Here is a 23,088-nt window from a genome sequence, read left to right on the forward strand (position 1 = left end):
ATACACACATGAAAACTAAACTTACGCTAAGCGCTTTAGCCAGTGCGCTTTTGATTGCAGGCTGTGGTGATGCAGAAACCAATATTGTAGAGCTGGACCCTATTGAGGTACCAGAAGACGATCACGACCACGACGACCATGATCACGATGACGACCACGACTCAGACTATGAAATAGAAAGTGAAGGCAGATTAGTAGTTGCCGATGCTGCTTCAAATACGCTCACTGTGTTTGATTTAGATGATGATTCAGTACTTGATACCTTCTCTACCACCCATGATGGTAGTAGTGTAAGCGCCTCAGCAGACTACCGCTTTGCCGTAATTAACAGCCGAGCAAACGGGTTAACTGAGTTTCTTGATGGTGGATTATGGCGTGAAGACCACGTAGAACACCTTCATGACTATGAAGCAGCCCCAAGCTTGTCTGATTTTACACTAGAAGGCAGCCAGCCGACTCACGTAGTCACACATGACGGTCAGCTTGCAGTGTTTTACGATGGTGACGCCGATACCAGTATGCCTGCAGCGGTAAAGGTGATAACTGACACGCAAATTGCCAGTGAAATTACAGACGTTCCTACTTTGGAATTTACCGTAAACATGCACGGTGTCGCAGAACCTCGTGGTGACATGCTGATTAGTACCGTACGTCGTGACGATGCAGAGTCTCGTTCTGCTAACCCAATCTTGCCAGACAGTGTTGCGGTATATCATTGGCATGATGGCGAGTACGAAGAAGAGCAACGCTTTGATGGCGAGTGTGCTGATTTACATGGCGCAGCTCAAAACGAAATCGCTGTGGCATTTGGCTGTAGCGACGGTGTATTAATACTAAACGAAGCTGATGAAGTATTTACCAGCACGTTTATTGACAATATTGGTGGTCTTGGCGACCTGCGCATTGGCACAATGTATGGACACGAACACGCAGAAGCCTTTATCGGTATTGCTTCACAGCACGGCGGTGGTAGTGCTGTTTTAGCTAACGTGTCGCCCGTAACCAGTACAATGAGCGTAATTGATTGGCAGCCAGAGACTGATGCTCATGCTGTGTCATACGGTTTCTCAATGGGCGGCGAATTCTTTGCTATTTTAGATGACAAAGGTTTTGTAACACTGCTAGAAGCGCATGAAGAAGATGGTGACACTCACTGGGAATTCGCGCACAAAATTGATGTGGCCAGTGCCAGCGCGGCAAACCTAACGGATGACCAGTCATTTCGCATGGCAGCATCACAACATGAAGAAGCCTTGTTTGTTGTTGACCCTGTTGCGCAAGCTATCCTTGCTGTTGATTTGGAAAGCGAGACCACGGAAACCTTGCTTGAACTAGACTTTGAGCCTTCAGGTGCGGTTTGGTTAGGTATTGCTGAAGAACACGACCACTAATCAGGCGTAGTGTTTTGTAAAAGGCTAACAAGCACCCAAACCTTGTTAGATGAAGATAGGGGCATAGCCTTATGCCCCTAATAAAATGATGCCTCTACTTAGCTCACGCCCTTAATTTTACTCATACTCGCTTTACCTTTACTGGCTCAGCCTACTACAGCCCTTACGGCATTCTTCACCTTATCTCGCTGAGTACGCCACCTTACATAGCTGAGCGACTATTCAAAACTTCCTTCTATGGCATCTCTGATATTTGAATATGTGGTTCGGTACAAATTACGCAAAATCTAACAAATCAGTACCGAAGAAGTTATCGATGACACAGCGCCATTCACCACTCGCATCCCTTTGTAAAACGTAGACGGCGCGCTTGCCCTCGCAGGGTAGGGCGTTGGGTGTGGCTTTGGGAACAAGATAAAGCTTAGCCACGACTAGCGCTACGTCACCGGCTTGTATAACCCGTTCGTCTCCGGTGGTAACAAAATGATCGGGCATGAATTTCTTTTGAAATTTAAGCAGGGCATCAACGCAATCGCGCTGTGTGGCATGTTCTTCAGCGGCTTGGTTTTGCGTTGAGCTGGACATAGGGGTCGCGACCACTGTTGCATCGCTAGCATAACATTGGGATAAGGCGTCTTGATCGCCGCGGTTTACTGCGTCATGCAACTGTTGTAACACGTGAGATATTGGATTGTTCATGGCTGTCGTTCCGTTCTTTTTACCGCAAGACGAGCCAATAAAAAACCCGCCTTTGCGGCGGGTTTAGTGAATTCTATTTACGCACTAGCTAACCCGCCCATTCCTTAGAATAGCGAGAATAATAATCAGCGCAGATGCTGAGTAAGCAGTATGTGTATTCGTGTTTTTAGGCATAGTGTTTAAAAACAGTGTGCTGCTAGTGAGTATTTAATGACCTGAGTATCCTGTGCACCAAAGAGAAAGTCAACGTGTTTTTTATGTGAACAAAGTAGACTCATGCCAGCGGGTGGGCAAGCGGTAAGTGTAAAGTATAAGATGAAAGGTGTAATGCTGCTCTAGGCTTCAAATATAGTAATGCGAATAATCGAGCCCAGCTTTAAACAGTTATAGATATCTTCATCAGTAAAGCCACTGTTATGGAGAATTTGCCTGGCAACAAGCTTGGCGCCTTTTGTGCTGTGCTTGTCGCATATTATTTGAAGTGCTTTGTTTAAATAACTAATAGAAGGCATGCTAAATAACCTAACGCGACACGAGTAACTTTGTATGATATTTAAACGGTGTTGTATGGTGTTGTGATCACTAACGCCACGCAAACAGTGTCATAAATTAAGGTGGAGTTTGACTCTTGGAGTTAATTTTTAGCTGGTTAACGGCCAACGATACATTGTCGATGTCAACGTCAGTAGTGCTTGTTGTCACATCATTCTTTACGTCTATGATGACTGCAACATTAGGTATTGGTGGCGGGGTGTTATTGCTTGCTGTAATGGCAGGTACTATGCCGGTTAGTGCGCTGATCCCCGTTCACGGGTTAGTGCAGCTTGGTTCCAACGGAAATCGTGCACTGATGACGGCAAAGCATATCGACTGGAATATGCTGAAATATTTTTCTTTAGGTGCAGTTGTTGGCGCTTTCTTAGCGTCGTTTATTGTGGTTCAGCTGCCGCTCGTTATCATTCAGTTTGCAGTTGCCGCATTCATTTTATTTTTAGTGTGGGGGAGTAAACCCAAAGCACAAGAAATGAGGCCCGCGGGTAGAACGTTGGCGGGGTTGGTGACCACCTTGGTTTCGATGTTTGTAGGTGCCACAGGGCCCTTGGTGGCTGCATTTGTACACCGAAATAAATATAGCAAAATGCAGATAACCGGCACATTTGCCAGCTGCATGACACTCCAGCACGGCCTTAAAGCCTTCGTGTTTACCTTTGTAGGGTTTTCTTTTGCGCAGTGGGCAGGGCTTATCATCATTATGATTGCCAGTGGTGCGCTCGGCACGTTTTTCGGCTTGAAGGTATTAAAGCGTGTGCCGGCGGAGAAGTTTATGCTGGCGTTTAAGATTGTAGTGACGCTTTTGGCCCTTCGCCTGCTATGGCAGGCTATAGCTAGCTTGTTATAGAAAAAAGAGCTTAAGAAGTTAGCTACTTAAGCTCAGCATGTTTTTTGCCTTTTCCGTTATTTTTTGGCTGCTTAAAAGCGATAGTTCAACGACAGATGCCACTCCCTTCCAGTACCAGGCACGCGCTCTCCTACTTCAACATCGGTATTCATTACTCGATTGATGCCGGCTGTATGTGGAGCATATTGTTTGTCGAACAGGTTATGAATAGTTGCCGTAACCTGAAGATTCGACTGCGCATTATCAAAAAGCGTTAAAAGCCCTGAGATATGAAACAAACCATAGCCTGCTGTGGGTGCTTCACTTTGCAGTGCCGAGATATGGTTTTGTGCACCTGCTAATTCAGATGTAAGCTGCATCTGAAGCGGCGCGTCAAATACCTGAGTATTCCATTGAACTGTTGTTGTTAACTGCTCTGGCGCAATGCGGAACAAAGCGTCATCAATGTCATCACGGTTACCATGCTGAATGGTTGCTACTGCTCGCAAGCTTAGGTTTTCACTAAGCTCGCCTTGCACCGTCATATCCACACCTTTGATAACAGCGTCGGTATTCGTCCACTGAAATGGCGCTGTACCAGCCATCATGGTAGATACCATGTTCGCCGCCATATTCGTACTAGGTGAGCCGGTAATGTAGTCTTCTATGTCTTGATAGAAAAGGCGTGGAGAGATAGTCCAATTTTTATAGGTGTAATCAACACCCACATCTAATTTACGCGCAGTTTCATTGTCTAACTCGAGGTTGCCTATGTAGTTAAAGCCGTCAGCCATGCCGCCTGAGATGCCAAGTGGCAGCCAGGTATAACGTTCGAAATAGGTAGGAGCGCGATTTTTCTGAGATATACCGAGCACGATATCAAGCGAGTCGCTTGCATGGTATCGGGTGGTAGCGGCTATGTCTAACATGTTGTAGTTTTCGTCACGCTCCGCGGCGTTAAAATTACTGACTAACGTAGCAACTGCTGGGTTCATCATCACCATGTTAGAACCCGCTTCTCCGGCTTCCATATTAACGCGGGTGTATCGCGCACCAAGCGTAGACGAATAATCTTCTTTGTTTATTGTCCATTGGGCATAAATACTCGCGGTATCTCTTTGTACATTAGTAAAGTTATCTACAAAGAACATACCGTTATTAGGGTTAGTAATAACAGAGTTATTGCGGCTGTGGTGTAGATAAGCGCCCAATTCAAGCTCGCCGTTATCCAACGGCATAACATACTTGGCATCCAAACCCTGAGCGATAGCGTCTGCATTATTCTCTCTAGCCATATCAGCTGACATTACCATGCGCTGGGAAAAGTTATCCATGGCATGTTGGTTACTGTTGCCAAACCAATTTATAGCAAAGTACTCTGCTTCGCCGGCGTTGTAGCGATAACCTAGTCGGTACCATGCTGCATCAATAAAACCTATATCCATGGCGAGCGCTGGTGTGCCGCTCTCATTCGTATTTAGCTGTTGATAGCTAGCATCGAATTGGTGCTTTCCCCATTCATAGCCAAGCCTAAATTTGCCGCCATTTCTTTGGTAGTAGCTATTAGGTATAACGGCGTTATCGCCCGATTCTCGCTCGTCACGCTGCTGATGCATGAAGGCGCCGCTAATGAAAGCTTGGTCCGTTTTGTAAAGCACATTGCCTTGGTATTGTTGTCCGCTACCCGGGCCAATTAAACTTGCATTTACACTGCCAGTAATACCGCTACCTAAAGCAAAAAGAGATGCCGCATCGGCGTTAATTCGCAGCTTTCCACCTAGCGTTTGCACCCCAGCACTCACAGGTACAATACCGCGATACAAAGTAGCAGTAAGACCTGGCTCTGGCAGTACGTGGGATAATGGCGAGTCCATGGAGTTAGGCCCCGCACCCGCTATATCGACACCGTCAATGGATACGCCAACCCTATCGCCAAACAAACCTCGATATTGAATAAGACCTGTTACCGGGCCGTTTCGGGAAACGGATACGCCAGGCAGTTGCGCTAACTGATCGCCAAAATCAGCGTCTATATTAGTTGCGGCGGTCACCGTTTCTCGCTCAATTTCTACTGTATTACCCTTAAGCGAAGAGCCAATAACTGTAATCACTTCTGTTGAAGCGCTGTCAACGAACGCCGATGTGTTTGCATAAACGTGTGCAGATGTGCAGGCAGCTGAAATAGCGAATGCCAGTAAAGAATACTTCATAACAATTCCATTAAATAAACGAACTATATGCACGGTTAAACCATGCGCGTTAAGTGTGTTTTAAGGTTTTGTTATGCAATTGGTGGAGCGCGGCCAAGCGGGGCGGCAAACGCAAATGATGTGTAGGGCGCTGCTGCAAGGCGAGACGCCAAGGCGCGATAGCGCACAAGGGATATCACTACTAATGCATCTACAGGTACGTTGTCCATTTGAGGAAGGTCGGCCAACGTGCCGTTGGTACAATCTACGTGCTCAACAGGTGCTTTTAGTAGTTCTGGGCTTATGAATACAAACTCACCTTCAAGCTCTGTTGCGCTTACCGATATATAGCGCATGGTTTTGCCAGTACAGATAAGTTCAATATCGTCGCCCACCAATCCACGGGCATGCTGCATAGTATGCGAAGCAAGGCCGAGTGCTAATGCATTTTGCAAAAGCATACAAAGGCAAAGTGTTAAGGCTATCAGGCGTTTAATCGACATTTTTTATCTTTTTAAATTGCGCACTTTTATCATAGCCTGTGACGACAGTTTATTTCTACTGATTAATTGTGTTCGTTAATACCAGCTTTGATACCGGCTTTATTTAATTTTCGATAAAGGGTACGTGTGCTCACGCCCAACTGGTCCGCAAGCTGGTTTATATCGCCTTTGAAAGAATCATAAACCTCAGCAAGATAAGCGTGCTCGGCTTCTTCTAGGGTCATAATTTCATTCGCAGGCTTTGCCAGCCCCTTAACATCCACTTTTCGAACGTATCTAACATTACTATTTGCCACTGGGCTTAGGTCTTCGCCTGTAAAGTCATCGTCAAGGTCAGGTAAGTCTGACTCGTATATTACGGTCTCATCGGCAAGTAATATGGCTTGCTCCACGATGTTACGTAACTCGCGAATATTGCCCGGAAAGGCGTAGCTGCTTAATTTTTCGAGGGCTTTTTTATGGAAACGCTTTTTTTCGTGGGACTGGGCCAAAAAGTGCGTTGCAATTAGCGCAATATCTGACTTTCTTTCTCGTAAGGACGGAAGATTGATAGGAAAGCCAGCAATTCGATAGTAAAGGTCACGCCTGAATTCCCCCTTTTCTACCATTTGCTTTAAATTTTTATGTGATGCACACACCAAACGGAAGTTGGCCTTCTTCGAAACTACGCTTCCCACAGGGCGATAGGTCTGGGTTTCAAAAAGCCGGAGTAGTTTAACCTGCATGGCGAGGGGAATATCGCCTACTTCGTCGAAAAATAGAGTGCCACCCTCTGCAGCCTCTACCAGTCCTTTTTTATTGGTGGTCGCGCCGGTGAACGCACCTTTTTCATAGCCGAATAACTCGCTTTCAAGCAACGCATCAGACAACCCAGTGCATTCAATTACAACAAAAGGTTTTTCAGCCCGATGGCTACTTGAGTGTAGAGCCTGAGACACCAGTTCTTTCCCGGTTCCGGTTTCACCAAACAGTAAAACAGATATATCTGAGTTTGCAGCGCGGTTAATTTTATTCAGCATCGTTTTGAATGCTTCTGACTCGCCAATCATTTTTCCAGCAGAGGGGCGGTTAGACGCAAAGGCAAGCTTATCTAGAATTTCCAGATAACCTATTAAATCCCCGTGACCGTCGAAGATAGGTCGCATCAGAATGTCACAGTAGCGTTGGCCCTCGCTGGTGGTATGGATATGCACCACACTAGCTGCTCGGCCCGACTTTTTACTTTCTTGCATAGGGCACTGCTCGCCGCATTGGTCACAGGGTTTGTTGTTGCGATGAGATACTTGATAGCAGGTGCTATAGCCTAACTTAATATTAACGGGGTACGTGTCTCTGTAAGGCGCATTGACCGCCTCAATAATATAGTTTTGATTGATGAAAATAGCGGGTTTGTCTATTGCATCTATCATTGCTTGTACAATTGATATGTTCATTGTCAGCGTATTAGTTAATGCTACTTTTATCTTGCCAACTTAACATATTGGCATAGAGCTTGTTGATTGTTTTAGTTGAATCACAATGCCTGAGTGCAAATACGTCCGTCAATAGGAGAGTTACACAATGAAAAAACGCACCTTTTTAATTGCGTTGGGGGTAGCCGTAAGCGCCGGTTGCCCTTTCGCTAATGCACAAACCAACGAGCTAGCTGACAGCGAAGTACAAACAAAAGTGAAGCAGGCAAGAGTTCACGCTAAAGCACTTGGTGGAGCGCTTAAATCTAGGCTAAAACAGGCAATTCAGTCTGGTGGTTTAGAAGCGGGTGTAGAAGAGTGTCAGTTGGCCGCCGAGCCTATCGCCGAGGGGCTTAGCCAAAATGGGTGGGAAGTAGGGCGTACTGCGCTAAAAGTGAGAAACCCGAATAACGCGCCAGACGAGTGGGAGCGCGAGCAGCTAGCCCTTTTCACCTCTCTATTGGAAAAGGCTAAGCTAGAGGGTAAACAGCCGTCTATGCCTATGGATACCTACAAGTATGACAGCGATAGTGGCGAGTTCCGGTACATGATGGCTATTCAACAAGGTCAAGTTTGCATGGCGTGCCACGGCGCCCAAGTTGCACCTTCAGTAAAGGACACCATTTTAAAACATTACCCTAACGATGAGGCCACTGGGTTTGAGCTTGGTGAATTGCGCGGCGCGTTCACGCTGACCTATTTGCCGCAGTAATTTAAGTTAATTTTGTATTAGCTGAAGCAAAAGCTCTCTTCTCAACCTATTAAACAAGGCTACGACGCCCCTCTCCTCTTTTTACGTGTGCCAATTTTGTCATTAAAAGTGACAAAATTGGCTCGGTGATCGTATTGAATCCTTGCGATGGATCAAAGTGCGCAACTTTTCGCCATGGAATAATTGTCCTGCACAGTACGAATAGACTGTCATTTATCAGTTGTTAGTACAGATTAACGAGAAAAGTGATGTATGGCACAAACCATGCTCTAGCTGTGATGAATGTTCACGTGATAACCACTGAATAACCAATAAATTTATTTAAGGTCAAGCGCTTATCGCGCAAAAGAGACAAGGGAGATAACCCATGAGCGATACGTTAATAGAACTATCGCGGTGGCAATTTGCATTAACTGCGATGTTCCACTTTATTTTTGTACCCTTAACGTTAGGGCTTAGCTTTTTACTTGCCATTATGGAATCCGTTTACGTAATGACAGGTAAAGAGATATACAAGCAAATGACCCAGTTTTGGGGAAAGCTGTTTGGAATTAACTTTGCCATTGGGGTAGCCACAGGCTTAACCATGGAGTTCCAGTTCGGCATGAACTGGTCATACTATTCTCACTATGTGGGCGATATTTTTGGAGCACCACTGGCTATTGAAGGACTGATGGCGTTCTTCTTAGAATCTACATTCGTAGGTTTGTTCTTCTTTGGCTGGGACAAAATGTCTAAGGTTAAACACCTTATGGCAACCTGGCTGGTCGCCATTGGCTCAAACTTCTCAGCATTATGGATCTTAATCGCTAATGGTTGGATGCAGTATCCAGTAGGCGCTGAATTTAACTTTGAAGCCATGCGTATGGAAATGACCAGCTTCGCTGAGGTTGTTTTCAACCCGGTTGCACAAGTTAAGTTCGTTCACACGGTATCTGCAGGTTACGTGACTGGCGCTATGTTCGTATTAGCCATTTCAAGCTATTACCTGCTTAATCATAAACACATCGCTTTTGCGCGTCGTTCATTCGCTATAGCTGCAAGCTTTGGTTTAGCGGCCACATTATCAGTTATTGTGCTGGGTGATGAAAGTGGCTACGAGCTTGGTGACGTACAAAAAGTGAAGTTGGCTGCCGTAGAAGCTGAGTACGAAACCCACCCAGCACCTGCACCATTCACCGTTTTCGGTATACCGAACGATGAAAAAGAAGAAACCGAGTACGCACTTCAGATTCCATGGGCAATGGGCATTATTGCTACACGTTCATTAACTGAAGAAGTAAAAGGTATAAAAGATTTAAAAGAAGAAAACCGAGAGCGTATCTTAAACGGCATCAAAGCATACGAAGTGCTTGATGAAGTAAGAAACGGCACCGCTACAGCAGAGCAGCGCGCTGCTTTTGAAGCGAACAAAGACAGTCTTGGGTACGCCATGTTGTTAGAACCTTATACCGATAATGTTTCTAACCCTTCAGAAACTGCCATTCAGCAAGCCGTTGACTACAGTATTCCTCCGGTAGCGCCGCTATTTTGGAGCTTCCGTATCATGGTTGCTGCAGGCTTTATTATGCTTGCCCTGTTCTTATGCGCATTTTATTACAGCACAAAACATAAAATCACCAAGCCTCGCTGGCTACTAAGAGGCGCTCTTTATGGTTTACCACTTCCTTGGGTGGCGTGTGAAGCAGGCTGGTTCGTTGCGGAATATGGTCGTCAGCCTTGGTCTATCGCAGAAGTGCTGCCAGTGCATACTTCTGTGTCTAACTTGGCGATTAGCGACGTGGTAACCACTATTGTTGCCTATACCGTCTTCTACACAGCAATGTTCATCATTGGCTTTTACCTAATGAAGAAATTCGCGAGAAAAGGTCCAGTCCCACCTGAGGATAAGCAGCATGAAAGTGAGCTTGATTTAATCGACCTTGACGACCAAGGAGCAAAAGCATGATTGATTACGAACTATTAAGAGTTATCTGGTGGGGCCTAGTTGGCGTGCTGCTCATTGGTTTCGCCGTAACTGACGGCTTTGACTTAGGGGTGGGCGCTTTGCTTACCCTTATCGGGAAAAATGACAAAGAACGTCGTGTAATGATAAACACTATTGGACCACATTGGGACGGTAATCAGGTGTGGTTCATTACCGCTGGTGGTGCAATCTTTGCGGCGTGGCCAATGATTTATGCTACGGCATTTTCCGGCTTTTACCTTGCTTTAGCGTTAACGCTAATTGCTCTATGGATGCGTCCAATTGGGTTTGATTATCGCAGTAAATTGCCTAACCCACAGTGGCGCAAAGCTTGGGACTGGGCCTTGTTCGCGGGCGGTATTATTCCAGCGCTTATCTTTGGTGTAGCGTTCGGTAATTTATTATTAGGCGTACCTTTCGAGCTAGATAGTACCCTTAAATCAACCTATACAGGTTCGTTCTTTGGTCTGCTAACGCCTTTTGCCTTAGTAAGTGGCTTATTGTCAGTAGCGATTTTACTTAACCACGGTGCAACCTGGTTACAAATGAAAACCGATGGTTTTATTGAAGTTAGAGCTCGCGCCGTGTCAGTGGTATTGAGCCTGGTAGGCGTAGCCTTGTTTGTTATTGCAGGTGTTTGGGTGGCCTTTGGTTTAGATGGCTTTGTGATTACCTCTGCGGTAGACACTATCGCTACATCGAACCCGCTTAAGAAAGAGGTAGCTATTGAAGCGGGCGGCTGGATGAGCAATTACAGCAAATATCCTTTCATGGTGGTAGCCCCTGTATTAGGTGTAGTAGCTGGTCTTGCCTGCGCGTTCTTCTCTAAGAAAGGCAACCCGGGTATGGCGTTTGTATCAAGTGCACTGTTTATTACTGGCGTAATTCTCACTGCTGGCTTTTCAATGTTCCCGTTCCTAATGCCGAGCATCACCATGCCAGAAGCGAGCCTGACTGTATGGGACGCAACGTCTAGTCACCTAACGCTCAACGTTATGTTTATTGTGGCCTGTATCTTTGTTCCTATTATCTTAAGTTACACAGCCTACAGTTTTTACGTGATGCGTGGTCGCATCAAAAATGATGACCTCGACCAACCTCACACTATCTATTAAGGAGATATTTATGTGGTATTTCGCTTGGATATTAGGTGTTTTACTGGCGTGCTCTTTCGGCATTATCAACGCCATGTGGTTAGAAGCTACAGAAAATATGGATAGACCGGAAGATCAAGAGTAGAAATGGAAGTAGGCTGGCCGCAAGAACACGCCGTGAACCCGTCAAAGGGGGCTTTGCGGCCAGCCCACCACCCCTTCGAAGAGGGTGAAAAAGAAATCAAATAACGAGAAAGATAGATACGAACAGTGATTAAAGAAAAGGTTCCCAACAGGCAAACACTTACTCAGTGGTGTAAGGAAATGGATAGCGCGCACTCGCTTGGCTTGCGTCGTTCTCTTATGTCACAGGTAGCGGTTAAGTGTTTGTCGCTTTTTTCTTTAATTATTGGTTTTTATTACTTTTCTAATATTGCCCAAGACTGGGTGGTGAATAAAACACCCGCCTTACAAAGTGATCTAGCGGGCTTATCTATTTGCTTGGGAATAACCTGGGTGCTTCAAGGCGTAGCGAATCGCTTGTCGTGCCAAGCGAAAGACTCGGTGCTACACAAGCTGGAGCAGAAGTTAAGTAAGGTGTTTGTTTCTCGCCAACATGCCTTAGTTCGACAGCACTCAGTTTATTACTGGCAAACGCTATGGTTACAGAATCTACAAGCTTTTACAGATTGGGCATTGGAATATCGTGTTCAGCAAACAATAGCCGTTGTAGTGCCTTTATTAGCATTAACAGTAATTTTTTATGTCAATCCGGTTATTGGTCTTGGTTTACTAATCACACTTCCTGTTGTGCCGCTTTTCATGATTATTGTTGGTAAGGGCGCAGCTGCACTGCATCGTAAACACTTTGTCGCTCTTGAAAGGTTGGGAAGCTTATTTACAGACCGTTTAGCGGCATTGCCGATGCTAGCAAATTTTCAAGCGCATCAAAGACAAACCGGCCTGCTAAAAGAAGCAAGCGAACAGTTAAATACACGCACAATGAAAGTCGTCAGTGTCGCATTTTTATCTAATAGTGTGCTCGATTTTTTTGCCACGCTTGCTGTGGCGGTAGTGGCGGTGTTTATTGGGTTTTCGCTATTAGGTGAGCTTGAAATTGGCCCGGCTATAACCTTGCAGCAAGGCTTATGGATTTTACTTACCGTACCCTTGTTACTGAGTGAAATGAAAAAACTGGGGCAGGTGTATCATCAAAAAGCTCAGGCTGAAGCAGCGCAAGAAGAACTGGCTCCATTGTACTCACACGTGCCTGATACGATTTCACTACAATCTTATGCTCAATGCGCTGATAATCCTGAGGAAATGTCACGGTTACTAGATGCTTCTAACTTCAACGTGTTCGACTTGCGCGAGCCTGCTTCACTTAAAGAAGGGCACGTACAACCTGCCTTACTAAAAGCTAACTCCTTGATAATCTCACAAGGCGATAAGGTGCTCCTTAGTGGGAAATCTGGAGCGGGGAAAACCTTATTGTTAGAAGCGCTTAGCGGCCAAAGGCCAGCGACCCACAAATTCGAACAGCCAGTAGTGTGGATCACTCAGCACCCCGTCATCACGCCAGGTTCAGTGCGGGAGAACCTATGTCTTAACGATACTTACTCCGATGACATCTTAATGACCGCATTGCAAGACGTTGAACTTGAAGCTTGGCTAACACTGTTGCCCTATGGGCTTGATACTGTGATGACAGACTACCCTCAACTTTCAGGCGGTGAAGCACAGCGTTTGTCACTGGCAAGAGCGTTATTACGTGATGAAAGTATCTGGCTTCTCGATGAACCAACCGCACATTTACCCGATGAGCAACACCATAGGCTAGCTCAGTTGATTAAGCGTTTGGGCGAGAGCAAAACCTTGATATGGGCCTCTCACAAAGCATTGCCAAGTAATTGGTTTAATCAGTTTTGGTCGGTTGAGAAAAAAACGTCACTCAACCAAGCAAATACTGAAGCGAATAATGATCACAGCGACACTGGTATAGAACACGGCAACCACGATTGTGATGTAACAAGTGTAGTGAAAGTAGTAACCAGTGCTGTGAATAAAAATTCAAATGATCAGAAAAGGAGTTTTGGTTTTGAATAATGGAAAACCCGCTTATCTGACGTTACTACTGGCTCTTTTGCACGGCATAGCGGGGATTAGTATTCTTGTTATTTCTGCTTGGTTTATTGCGATTAGTGCAATAGCGCCAGTGGGGTTTAACTATGTAATACCTGCTGTGGTCATTCGCGCTTTGGCGCTTCTTCGTATTGCGTCAGGTTATGCCAGTATGTGGTTTGGACACAATGACCTCCTAGCTCGCATTGCAAAAGCACGGCTGCGCGTTTTTTGTCAGCTAGAAAACAGTCAGATTACTGATAAGGCCTATACCACAGAAGCACTAGCACAACATACTGAAGAGCTTGCGAGCAAATGGATTGCATGGGTTGCCCCTCTATCAAGCGTTGTATTCATCTTCTCAGGTTTGTGCGTTGCTGCGGTGTACCTCGACCTCCCCGGCGCTTTTTATATTCTGTCGCTATTTGTTGCTTGGCTAGCTTTTGTGGCCGTGCAAGGCGTAACCGCACTAACGCTTGCGAAAGAGGCCAATAAAGCAAACAAACTATTTCGTCAGCAATCTTCAGATTTTTTCAACTGCAGTGCCATTTGGCATCTGGACAAATCGATGATTGAAAATGACCTTGCCTTACCTAACCCTGACAACACTAAAATACCGAGTGCTAGTCAGGTATGGCGCTATCAGCTGGCGCAAAAAGCTAAGGCACAACGAACAGCATGGTGGTTTCAGGGATTAGCGTTTTTATTTGTTGTTTTAGTCATGTCGGGTGTTTCACCCGTGGCGTCGGCCCTTGTATTCGCGCCTATCGCTATAGTCATACCTATGGTTCTATTGGCAGCGCCTGACTGGGCAAGTACAGGCTTTTTAAGTGTAAGTAAATTTGCGCAGTACAAACAAAGCGTCAATGCTCTTAAGCAACTTAAAGCCACGCCAATTAGGCAGTATCGTGATAGAGAAATAAAACACTCACTTAATTTAATTCAGTTTTCTGCTAAAGGTCGACATGCAAGTTTGGTTAATATTTCACTACCTGCGAATGGTGTTGTTTGTATTTCTGGGCCGTCGGGATGCGGTAAGTCTTCATTGTTGCAGTCAATTATTGGTTTGCTGCCAGCTACGGGGCTGCGCGAAATTGACGGCATAGGCATGCCTGAGGGCATGGTAACAAACTGGCGTTATGTAGAGCAGGAACCTATTGTGTTATCAGGCAGTATATCCTTAAACCTAGACCCAGCGGGCAACGATATTTCTCAAAATGAAATGAGTGAATTGTTGTCTGCACTTGGCCTGGAAGAGATTCTGCCCTTGACGAATTGGGTAGGAAAAGCTGGAAGGTCTTTATCTGGTGGTGAGCGAAAGCGTTTGGCATTAGCTCGCGCAATACTAGCAAAGCCACCTGTTCTTGCTGTAGATGAGCCTTTTGAGGGGTTAGATTCTTACACACAACAAAAGGTGAGTGAGGTACTAAATAGTCTTTCTGCTACCACATTGATTTTAGTTGCATCCCACACAACACCCGACGCGCTAAACGTAAAAACGCACCTTCAACTAGGCGAAGCCGACATTAAAACTTCACTGCAAACACAGTGCGCTATTTCATAGCCTTATGTTCAAAGTTTCTTGTAATGTCTTCTAAGCTTCTACCCTTAGTTTCCGGAAAGAGCTTAGCAACTAAAATGAGGCTGATTAATGCAAAACAGCCATAAATAGCAAATGTGGTGGCCGCGCCTAGGTTAGCTAGCTCCCATGGAAAGATAATTTGAACTAGAAAGCTGGTTAAGGAGTTAATCACGCCCACCAAAGAGATAGCCAAACCACGAGTTTGATTAGGAAAAATTTCGGCTAACATCGCCCACATTACAGGGCCCAAAGACATAGCGAAAGAGGCTACAAACGCGATAATGCCAAATAGCACTAAGGGCGCGTTCATTGTGATACTGCTGGTAAGCAATGGCTGTTGGTAAGTATCAAACTCTTCACTTGATAAAACAGTTTTAAGCGCCCGTTTAAACTCCACGTCCGAATAATAGACTTGGTTGGTTAGAGGTTCTAATTTGCTTGCTGCGATGGGGGCGTCTTGTTGAATAGTGCTAACGGCAGTTTGTTGAACTTGGTAAGTGGCTTGTTTGAAACCATAGGTACAGATAGCCATGCTGATTACAACACCGGTCAAACCCACAATGAGTAGTGGCTTTCTACCCCACTTATCAATAGTCATCATTGCCACAACAGTAAAGGCGACATTCACTACACCAATCCATACTGCCTGCATAAAGGCGGCGTTGGTACCCACACCACTTTGTTCAAAAATAGTGGGGGCGTAGAAAAAGATAACGTTGATGCCGGTAATTTGCTGCGCAATGGCAATAATGATTCCTACCATTAAAGGAAAACGCATGGCTTTTGTTTTTAGAAAGCCTAGGCGCTCACCTAGTGACCAAGATTTTTCTTTCAACGATGACGAAATGTCTTCAACCAACGCTTTTGCTTGTGCGTGGTCGAATAAGCGGTTTATTACCTGCTCTGCCTCTTGCTGACGACCCTTTAATACGAGCCAACGGGGGCTGCGAGGAATGGTAAAGAGTAAGCCGAACCACAGCGCCGCTGGAATGATTTCAAGACCAAGCATGTAGCGCCATAAATGCGTATCTAAACCCCAATGGGCAACCCAAACTGCTCCACTGCCGCTAAGTTGTAGCAAGTAGTAGTTAGTGAAATAGGACAGAGCGAAACCAAACACAATATTGAGTTGATTCACCGATACCATTTTTCCACGGTTTTCTGGTGAGCTAATCTCTGAAATATACAGTGGGGCAATGATGAGTGAGCAAAATGCTATGCCGCCAATAAACCGAGCAAGTACTAGCAGTTCGAAACTAGGGGCGAGGGCAGAGCCTATGGATGAAAGCAAATACAAGAAAGCCACAAGGATCAGGGCTTTTCGTCTTCCGATAGCATCGCTTATGCCGCCTGCAAAGAGCATGGCAATAAGTGCGCCCAACGTGGGTGAGCTAACTACAAAACCTTGCTGCCAATCACTTAGGTTGAACTCGGCGTCAATAAAGCCATTGGCTCCGGCTATCACGCTGGCATCAAAACCAAATATGAATCCACCAAGGGAAACAATGAGCGTGTAGTATAGCGAGGGAGTCAGGGCTTTATGCATTTTATAATTTGCCTAGTGTGTCCCTATCGACGACTTCAGGAACAAATAAGTGCTCAATTGGGATAGGACTTTTAATGTCATAAACATGTTCAAGTACCCAATAAGCGGCCATTTCTCCCATAGCGTGAATAGGGTTATTAATAGTTGTTAGCTTTGGATAGAGATAGCGCGAAAATAGCACGTTATCGAAACCAACAATGGAAAGCTGAGTTGGAATATCAAATCCAGCTTCTCGTGCCGCCGTCATTGCGCCAGAGGCCATTTCATCGTTTGCGCACACAAGGGCGGTGAAGTCTGGAAAGGTCGTTTGAAGATGCTGCATCCCTTCCTGGCCTGTTGACTCATGGAAGTCGCCTTCGAACAAACTGTTGCTGTCAAATGTAAGTCCTGCTTCTTCAAGAGCTTTTTTGTGACCAGTAAGACGATCGCTCGCATCTTTTTTAAATAGCGGTCCGCTAATGTAAGCTATCTTCGTATGACCCGCGTCAATGGCCGCTTTCGTAGCCAAGTAGCCACCTTTTACGTTGTCTACAACAAAGCAGTTTTGCTCAAGTTCGTCTACTTTTCGGTTAATCACTACCACCGGGACTTTACTGTCGACCAGCTTTTTCAAGTAGTCGTCAGAAACTGCTTCGGCGTGCAAGATAAGCGCGTCACAACGGCGGCTTTTCAAAAACTCTATAGCTTCGTGTTCACGCTCTTCATCGACGTGTCCCGCGGTTATGATTACATGCTTACCACTTTTCTTTAGCACGTGTTCAACCGTGCTCATCAAGTCACCAAAGTATGAGCCATGCAGTTCGGAAACAAGTAAACCTACACTATTGGTACGGTTTGATGCCAGAGATTGCGCAATAGCGTTGGGCTGATAGCCCAGCGATGCCATAGCGTCTTCCACTTTTTTACGCGTGCGTTCGCTTACTTTCGCGTTTCCATTCATAACGCGAGAGACGGTCGCCAGCGATACCCCAGCTGCTTCTGATACTTGGTAAATTGTTGCCATACGGTTTCTAGTAATTGTCCTTATTTAATACCGCTAATGTACCCATTTATGCGACTCTTCACCAGTTTTGAATAGGCTAAAGCACTTTGTTTTAAGGTGCGTTTTTGGGTTTCGTAGTCAACATATACAATGCCAAAACGCTTGGAATAACCCAGCGCCCACTCAAAGTTGTCCATCAGGCTCCATGCAAAATACCCTCGAATGTCCACACCCTTTACCATCGCTTGATTTACGGCGTTTAAGTGAGTGTGAAAATAAGCGGTACGCGTATCATCTATAACTTCACCGTCATTAAGGACATCATCCATTGCCGCACCGTTTTCTGTAATATAAATGGGCGGTAAGTCGTAGCGCTCATTGAGATCAACGAGCAATTCGGTGAATGCGTCAGGGGTAATTTCCCAGCCCATTGCGGTTAGCTCGTTTGTTGCTGGTGGAACAATTTCAAACCAACCATTTCCATCACTTTGATACAGGGTGCGGGTGTAGAAATTGATACCCAAATAGTCGATAGGTTGAGAAATGATATCCATATCACCTTCAAGTATTTCTGGTTTGCTATCAGTATCGAGCATGTCGATAATATCGGGGTATCTACCTTCTATTATCGGCTTTAAATACCACTGGTTATGGTAGTCGTCGGCCAGTTTAGCTGCGTGCTTATCTTCGTTAGAATTCGTCGTGGTATGGCAGTTACTAAAGTTAAGCACAATACCGTTTTGACTGTTCGGGCAATGGCTATTAAGTACTTTCAAAGCTAACCCATGTGCAAGCAACAGGTGGTGCGCTGCTTTACGCCCGTTGCCCATCCCTGTTTTACCAGGAGCATGAATACCGGCTTCATAGCCTAAATAAGCAGAGCAAAATGGCTCGTTTAAGGTGGCGTAAGAATAGACTTTCTCGCCCAATGTCTTTGCAACGGCCTCTGCGTATTTTTCAAATGCGTAGGCGGTGTCGCGGTTTAGCCAGCCGCCATTGTCTTCAAGGTGCTGCGGTAAATCCCAGTGATAAAGCGTAACGAACACTTTCATACCGCGTTTTACGACTTCGTTAACTAGGTTGACGTAAAATTGCATACCTACTTCATTAACGGTGCCGTCTTGTTTCATAACGCGGGGCCAAGAAATAGATAGTCGATAGGCATCGACACCCAAGGCATCGATAAGCGCTACATCTTCCTTCCAAAGCGCTACGTGATCGCAAGCTACATCACCGTTAGTTGCATCTGAAATTGTCCCGCTCTTTTTACAGAAGGTGTCCCAAATGCAGTCCAACCTTCCTTTTCTGTCGCCTTCTATTTGAAAGCTTGATGTAGCTACACCAAACAGAAAGTCTTTAGAAAGCATCATAGAATTGGATGGAAGGTTAATGTCTTTCATCGTAGAAATGTCCTAGCAATAACAATTTCGTCATATTTGCTTTGCTAATCGCTAAGCAAATAACATCATATTTACATTGAATTCGATAACGCTTCATGTAATTATCTACTCAATGTAAGCGCTTACAAAATAGTTTGGATAAGTATGTAAGCGCTTTCAAATGTAAATTTATCATTAATCAGAAAAATAGCAACAGAGGTTACTTGTGGACACACCAGTTCAGCCGAATATTTCATCCGCCCAAGAGCAAGGGGCAAACGGTGGCTACCGTTTTGCGCTAATCTCACTTACCACGTTGTTTTTCATGTGGGGATTTATTACATGTTTGAACGACATTCTTATTCCCTATCTAAAAGGAGCTTTTAACCTTAGCTTTACGCAAGCAATGTTAATTCAATTTTGTTTCTTTAGCGCTTATTTCATCGTATCGCTCCCCGCGGGAATGGTTGTGTCGCGCATTGGTTACCAAAAAGGCATAGTGCTTGGTTTAGCTATAGCCTGTGTAGGGTGCTTGCTATTTTTCCCTGCTGCGTCTAGTCAAATTTATGGTGTTTTCTTGTTGGCGCTCTTTGTGTTGGCGTCAGGTATAACCATACTTCAAGTGTCTGCTAACCCCTTTGTTACAGCACTTGGTGACCCTAAAACGGCATCGTCACGACTTACCATGACCCAGGCATTCAACGCGTTTGGTACCACAGTGGCGCCATTCTTCGGCTCTTATCTTATCTACGGTGCCACAGGCGAGCACGGTGGGGGCACGCCAAGCCCGTCAGATGTACAGGTTCCTTATTTAATTCTAGCGGCATCGCTACTGCTCCTAGCTCTTGTATTCATGTACTTGAAGTTACCTAAGCTTAACCACACAGGCGCAAATGCAGGTGTATTTAAAGGCGGCGCATGGCATCACAAACACCTTGTATTAGGTGCGGTGGGTATCTTTATGTATGTTGGTGCAGAAGTGGCTATTGGCAGTATGTTGGTTAATTACTTAGCCAGTCCCGCGGTTGGCGGACTAACTGAAGCTGGCGCGGCAAAATTGCTGGCATATTACTGGGGTGGAGCCATGGTAGGGCGTTTCATCGGCGCTGTAGTCATGCAAAAAATCTCTGGCGGCTATGTACTTGCCTTTAATGCCTGTATGGCAATTGGTCTTATTTTGCTATCGCTTTCAAGTACGGGTGACCTTGCGCTGTGGAGTATATTAGGCGTAGGTTTATTTAATTCAATTATGTTCCCTACCATTTTCAGCCTTGCACTACAGCAATTAGGTAAGGACACACCGCAAGGTTCAGGTATTTTATGCCTAGCTATTGTGGGCGGAGCTATCGTTCCACTTTTTCAAGGTATGCTGGCCGACTCGATTGGGGTCACGCTTTCATTCCTATTACCCGCTTCGTGCTATCTCTACATTGCTTATTATGGCCTTGTAGGAAGTCGCGTATCTAAATTTCAAACCACTGAAAAGTAACGAGGATTAATAATGCGAAAAAGTCTAATCGCGAAGGTTGTTGCAGGTGCATTGGTCAGTGTCTTAGTTAGCGCTTGTGCATCCGATGAAGACGCTTCTTCAGTTAACAGTGCCGTAGAAAAAACGAATAAAGCCAGTGAGATATGGCCTAAGCTAGATATCGAAGTAAAGTCAGACCCTGCGGTAGAGAAAAAGGTAGATGATATTTTATCTACCATGACGCTTGAACAGAAAATTGCGCAGATGATACAGCCAGAAATTCGCAATATCACTGTTGAAGACATGCGTAAGTATGGGTTTGGCTCTTACCTCAATGGTGGTGGCGCGTTTCCGAATAACGACAAGCATGCAACACCTGAAGATTGGGTGGAACTTGCCGAAAAGCTATATCAAGCTTCCATTGACGACAGCCTAGATGGTTCGACAATCCCAACGATGTGGGGTACCGATGCTGTTCACGGTCATAACAATGTTATTGGCGCCACCTTATTTCCTCATAACATAGGTTTAGGTGCGGCAAATAACCCTGAGCTAGTAGAGAAAATTGCTCATATCACAGCGAAAGAAGTGATGGCGACGGGCATTGATTGGGTATTTGCGCCAACGGTTGCTGTTGTACGTGACGACCGTTGGGGTAGAACCTATGAAAGCTACTCTGAAGATCCGGCGATTGTAAGAGAATATGCCGCATCTGTGGTTAAAGGTCTACAAGGTGCTGCTGACAAAGACTTTTTAAGCGATCAGCGTGTAATCAGCACGGTAAAACACTTTGTCGGTGATGGCGGTACCGTAGGCGGAGACGACCAAGGTGATAACGTAGCTAGCGAGCAAGAGCTATTCGATATTCATGCCCAAGGTTATGTTGGCGGATTAACCGCTGGTGCGCAGTCTGTTATGGCATCGTTCAACAGCTGGAACGGCGACAAACTTCACGGTCATAAGTACCTATTAAATGATGTACTTAAAGACCAAATGGGTTTTGACGGCTTCGTAGTAGGCGATTGGAACGGCCATGGCCAGGTAAAAGGTTGTAATAACGAAGACTGCGCGCAAGCTATCAACGCGGGTCTGGATATTTTCATGGTACCTAACGATTGGAAGGTACTGTACGACAACACCCTCGCTCAAGTGAAAGATGGCACTATCGCGATGACGCGTATCGATGATGCTGTGCGCCGTATTCTTCGTGTGAAAGTACGAGCGGGTCTTTTCGATAAGCCTAGCCCAGCAAATCGACCACTTTCAGGTAACCGTTCATTAATTGGCAAAGCTGAGCATCGTGAAGTAGCTGCGCAAGCGGTACGTGAGTCACTTGTGCTTTTGAAAAACAAAGATAAAACACTGCCTCTTTCTGCAAATAAAAACATATTAGTGGCCGGTGATGGAGCCGACAATATTGGTAAGCAGTCAGGTGGCTGGAGCATTACGTGGCAAGGTACCAACAATACCAATGACGACTTCCCTGGCGGTAGCTCTATTTACGACGGCATCAAAGAGCATGTCGAAAGTGCAGGTGGCAACGTTCAGCTTTCTGTTGAGGGCGATTTTGAAACTAAGCCAGATGTCGCCATAGTGGTATTCGGGGAAGAGCCTTACGCAGAAGGCCACGGCGATAGAGAAACGCTTATCTACCAATACGGCAGTAAGAAAGACTTAGCGCTACTTGAAAAGCTGAAGTCTCAAGGTATTCCTGTGGTATCTGTGTTTATCAGCGGCCGCCCAATGTGGGTAAATGCCGAGCTTAATGCATCTGACGCTTTTGTCGCCGCTTGGTTACCTGGCTCTGAAGGTGCTGCGGTAGCTGATGTGCTGTTTGGCGAACAAGACTTCAAAGGAAAACTATCTTTCTCTTGGCCATCAGAGCCTCAGCAGATAGTGAATAAAGGCGATGAGGCTTACGAGCCGCTATTACCTTATGGTTTTGGTCTTACTTTCAGCGATGACAATGTATTAAGCGATACGTTGAATACTGAAATAAAAGTTAGCACTGACAGCAACAAGCCGATGGAAATCCTTAATGGTGCCGTGCAGTCACCATGGGTACTATGGCTGTATTCAGGTGATGAAACGCTACCTGTGAACGCAAGCACTCACACCCTTGGTGCGCTGACCTACCGCACTGTGGACAAGGTAGTGCAAGAAGATGCACGAAAAGTTACCTTTGATGGCTCTGAATTTGCGGCTATGCGTTTTGCTAGCAAGAGCTTCTTCCGTGAAGACTTAAGCGCACAGTTACTCACACAGGGGGCGTTAAGCTTTAACGTTAGCCGTCACTCAGACATTAAAGGGCCTGTTACCGTAGGTATGAACTGTGAGGGCGAGGGGGATGCTGCGGGCAGCTGTTCAACGCAGATTGACATTAGCGAGCAACTTAAAGCAATGCCTGCTGATACATGGACAAACGTGAGCATTGACCTGCAGTGCTTTGTTGACGAAGGCATAGACTTCACCGGTCTTGTCGTACCGTTTGAGCTAGGCAGTTCAGGTAAGGCAAGTTTGAGTGTGGCAGATATTCAATTCACACCAAGTGCAGCAGAATCAGCGAGTATAAGCTGCCAAGAGTAAGTTAAAGCTCTATCACTAGACCTTAAGCAACGTCGCCGGGC

The 23,088-nt window shown here is 45.6% G+C and carries 18 protein-coding genes; 10 read left to right on the forward strand and 8 right to left on the reverse strand.

Annotation, left to right across the window (positions count from 1 at the left end):
• Positions 1-8 precede the first annotated feature (8 nt).
• Positions 9-1,391 (forward strand): 5-methyltetrahydrofolate--homocysteine methyltransferase, encoded by a 1,383-nt coding sequence (locus ACYX4N_RS02840; RefSeq protein WP_476055555.1) that lies wholly within the window; start codon positions 9-11, stop codon positions 1,389-1,391.
• Between the two features lie 276 nt (positions 1,392-1,667).
• Here ACYX4N_RS02840 and ACYX4N_RS02845 read toward each other — a convergent pair whose 3' ends face one another.
• Together ACYX4N_RS02845 and ACYX4N_RS02850 are read right to left on the reverse strand one after the other, a co-directional pair.
• Positions 1,668-2,090 carry a YybH family protein gene (locus ACYX4N_RS02845; protein WP_014951158.1) on the reverse strand — a complete coding sequence of 141 codons (423 nt, stop codon included), beginning with the start codon at positions 2,088-2,090 and terminating at the stop codon, positions 1,668-1,670.
• A gap of 335 nt (positions 2,091-2,425) precedes the next feature.
• Complete coding sequence (locus ACYX4N_RS02850; protein ID WP_476055556.1) at positions 2,426-2,602, reverse strand: hypothetical protein; 177 nt, start codon at positions 2,600-2,602, stop codon at positions 2,426-2,428.
• Between the two features lie 116 nt (positions 2,603-2,718).
• Between ACYX4N_RS02850 and ACYX4N_RS02855 the strand changes: the two genes are divergently transcribed.
• A complete protein-coding gene (locus ACYX4N_RS02855) occupies positions 2,719-3,489 on the forward strand; it encodes a sulfite exporter TauE/SafE family protein (RefSeq protein ID WP_476055557.1) in 771 nt (256 codons plus the stop codon).
• Positions 3,490-3,560: 71 nt separating this feature from the next.
• On the opposite strand, the gene ACYX4N_RS02860 is transcribed toward ACYX4N_RS02855, so the two are convergent.
• The 3 genes from ACYX4N_RS02860 to ACYX4N_RS02870 all read right to left on the reverse strand — a co-directional run bounded on the left by ACYX4N_RS02860 (position 3,561) and on the right by ACYX4N_RS02870 (position 7,569).
• On the reverse strand, positions 3,561-5,678 hold the full coding sequence (locus ACYX4N_RS02860) for a TonB-dependent receptor plug domain-containing protein (RefSeq protein WP_476055558.1): 2,118 nt from the start codon (positions 5,676-5,678) through the stop codon (positions 3,561-3,563).
• 71 nt (positions 5,679-5,749) lie between these two features.
• Positions 5,750-6,160, reverse strand: a complete 411-nt coding sequence (locus tag ACYX4N_RS02865; protein WP_474856598.1) for a hypothetical protein — start codon at positions 6,158-6,160, stop codon at positions 5,750-5,752.
• A gap of 62 nt (positions 6,161-6,222) precedes the next feature.
• Positions 6,223-7,569, reverse strand: coding sequence for a sigma-54 interaction domain-containing protein (locus ACYX4N_RS02870; protein ID WP_474856782.1), 1,347 nt, complete (start codon positions 7,567-7,569; stop codon positions 6,223-6,225).
• 151 nt (positions 7,570-7,720) lie between these two features.
• Between ACYX4N_RS02870 and ACYX4N_RS02875 the strand changes: the two genes are divergently transcribed.
• From ACYX4N_RS02875 to ACYX4N_RS02900, 6 genes are all read left to right on the forward strand, one after another.
• Positions 7,721-8,323 carry a Tll0287-like domain-containing protein gene (locus tag ACYX4N_RS02875; RefSeq protein ID WP_474856597.1) on the forward strand — a complete coding sequence of 201 codons (603 nt, stop codon included), beginning with the start codon at positions 7,721-7,723 and terminating at the stop codon, positions 8,321-8,323.
• A gap of 367 nt (positions 8,324-8,690) precedes the next feature.
• The gene (locus ACYX4N_RS02880; RefSeq protein WP_474856596.1) at positions 8,691-10,271 is read left to right on the forward strand and encodes a cytochrome ubiquinol oxidase subunit I; all 1,581 of its coding nucleotides are present in this window, start codon (positions 8,691-8,693) and stop codon (positions 10,269-10,271) included.
• A complete protein-coding gene (gene cydB, locus ACYX4N_RS02885) occupies positions 10,268-11,404 on the forward strand; it encodes a cytochrome d ubiquinol oxidase subunit II (RefSeq protein ID WP_474856595.1) in 1,137 nt (378 codons plus the stop codon). Before ACYX4N_RS02880 ends, cydB begins: the two co-directional genes overlap by 4 nt.
• Before the next feature lie 10 nt (positions 11,405-11,414).
• Entirely contained in the window at positions 11,415-11,528 is a 114-nt protein-coding gene (cydX, locus tag ACYX4N_RS02890; protein WP_012519975.1) for a cytochrome bd-I oxidase subunit CydX, read from the forward strand.
• A 179-nt stretch (positions 11,529-11,707) separates the two neighbouring features.
• Positions 11,708-13,489 (forward strand): ATP-binding cassette domain-containing protein, encoded by a 1,782-nt coding sequence (locus ACYX4N_RS02895; RefSeq protein WP_476055559.1) that lies wholly within the window; start codon positions 11,708-11,710, stop codon positions 13,487-13,489.
• Entirely contained in the window at positions 13,482-15,068 is a 1,587-nt protein-coding gene (locus tag ACYX4N_RS02900) for an ATP-binding cassette domain-containing protein (RefSeq protein WP_474856593.1), read from the forward strand. The genes ACYX4N_RS02895 and ACYX4N_RS02900 overlap by 8 nt, the downstream gene beginning before the upstream one ends.
• On the opposite strand, the gene ACYX4N_RS02905 is transcribed toward ACYX4N_RS02900, so the two are convergent.
• Genes ACYX4N_RS02905 through ACYX4N_RS02915 form a run of 3 tightly spaced genes read right to left on the reverse strand, consistent with a single transcriptional unit; the run spans position 15,058 to position 19,014 of the window.
• Positions 15,058-16,632 (reverse strand): sugar porter family MFS transporter, encoded by a 1,575-nt coding sequence (locus ACYX4N_RS02905; RefSeq protein ID WP_474856592.1) that lies wholly within the window; start codon positions 16,630-16,632, stop codon positions 15,058-15,060. The genes ACYX4N_RS02900 and ACYX4N_RS02905 overlap by 11 nt on opposite strands.
• Position 16,633: 1 nt before the next feature.
• Positions 16,634-17,635 carry a LacI family DNA-binding transcriptional regulator gene (locus ACYX4N_RS02910; protein ID WP_474856591.1) on the reverse strand — a complete coding sequence of 334 codons (1,002 nt, stop codon included), beginning with the start codon at positions 17,633-17,635 and terminating at the stop codon, positions 16,634-16,636.
• 20 nt (positions 17,636-17,655) lie between these two features.
• Positions 17,656-19,014 carry a GH1 family beta-glucosidase gene (locus ACYX4N_RS02915; protein ID WP_476055560.1) on the reverse strand — a complete coding sequence of 453 codons (1,359 nt, stop codon included), beginning with the start codon at positions 19,012-19,014 and terminating at the stop codon, positions 17,656-17,658.
• Between the two features lie 205 nt (positions 19,015-19,219).
• On the opposite strand from ACYX4N_RS02915, the gene ACYX4N_RS02920 reads away from it, so the two are divergent.
• Positions 19,220-20,482, forward strand: coding sequence for a sugar MFS transporter (locus ACYX4N_RS02920; RefSeq protein WP_476055561.1), 1,263 nt, complete (start codon positions 19,220-19,222; stop codon positions 20,480-20,482).
• Positions 20,483-20,494: 12 nt separating this feature from the next.
• Positions 20,495-23,047: a glycoside hydrolase family 3 protein gene (locus ACYX4N_RS02925; RefSeq protein WP_476055562.1), complete on the forward strand. Its 2,553-nt coding sequence runs from the start codon at positions 20,495-20,497 to the stop codon at positions 23,045-23,047.
• Positions 23,048-23,088 lie beyond the last annotated feature (41 nt).

This window comes from Alteromonas sp. ABH4_452 (assembly GCF_056311825.1).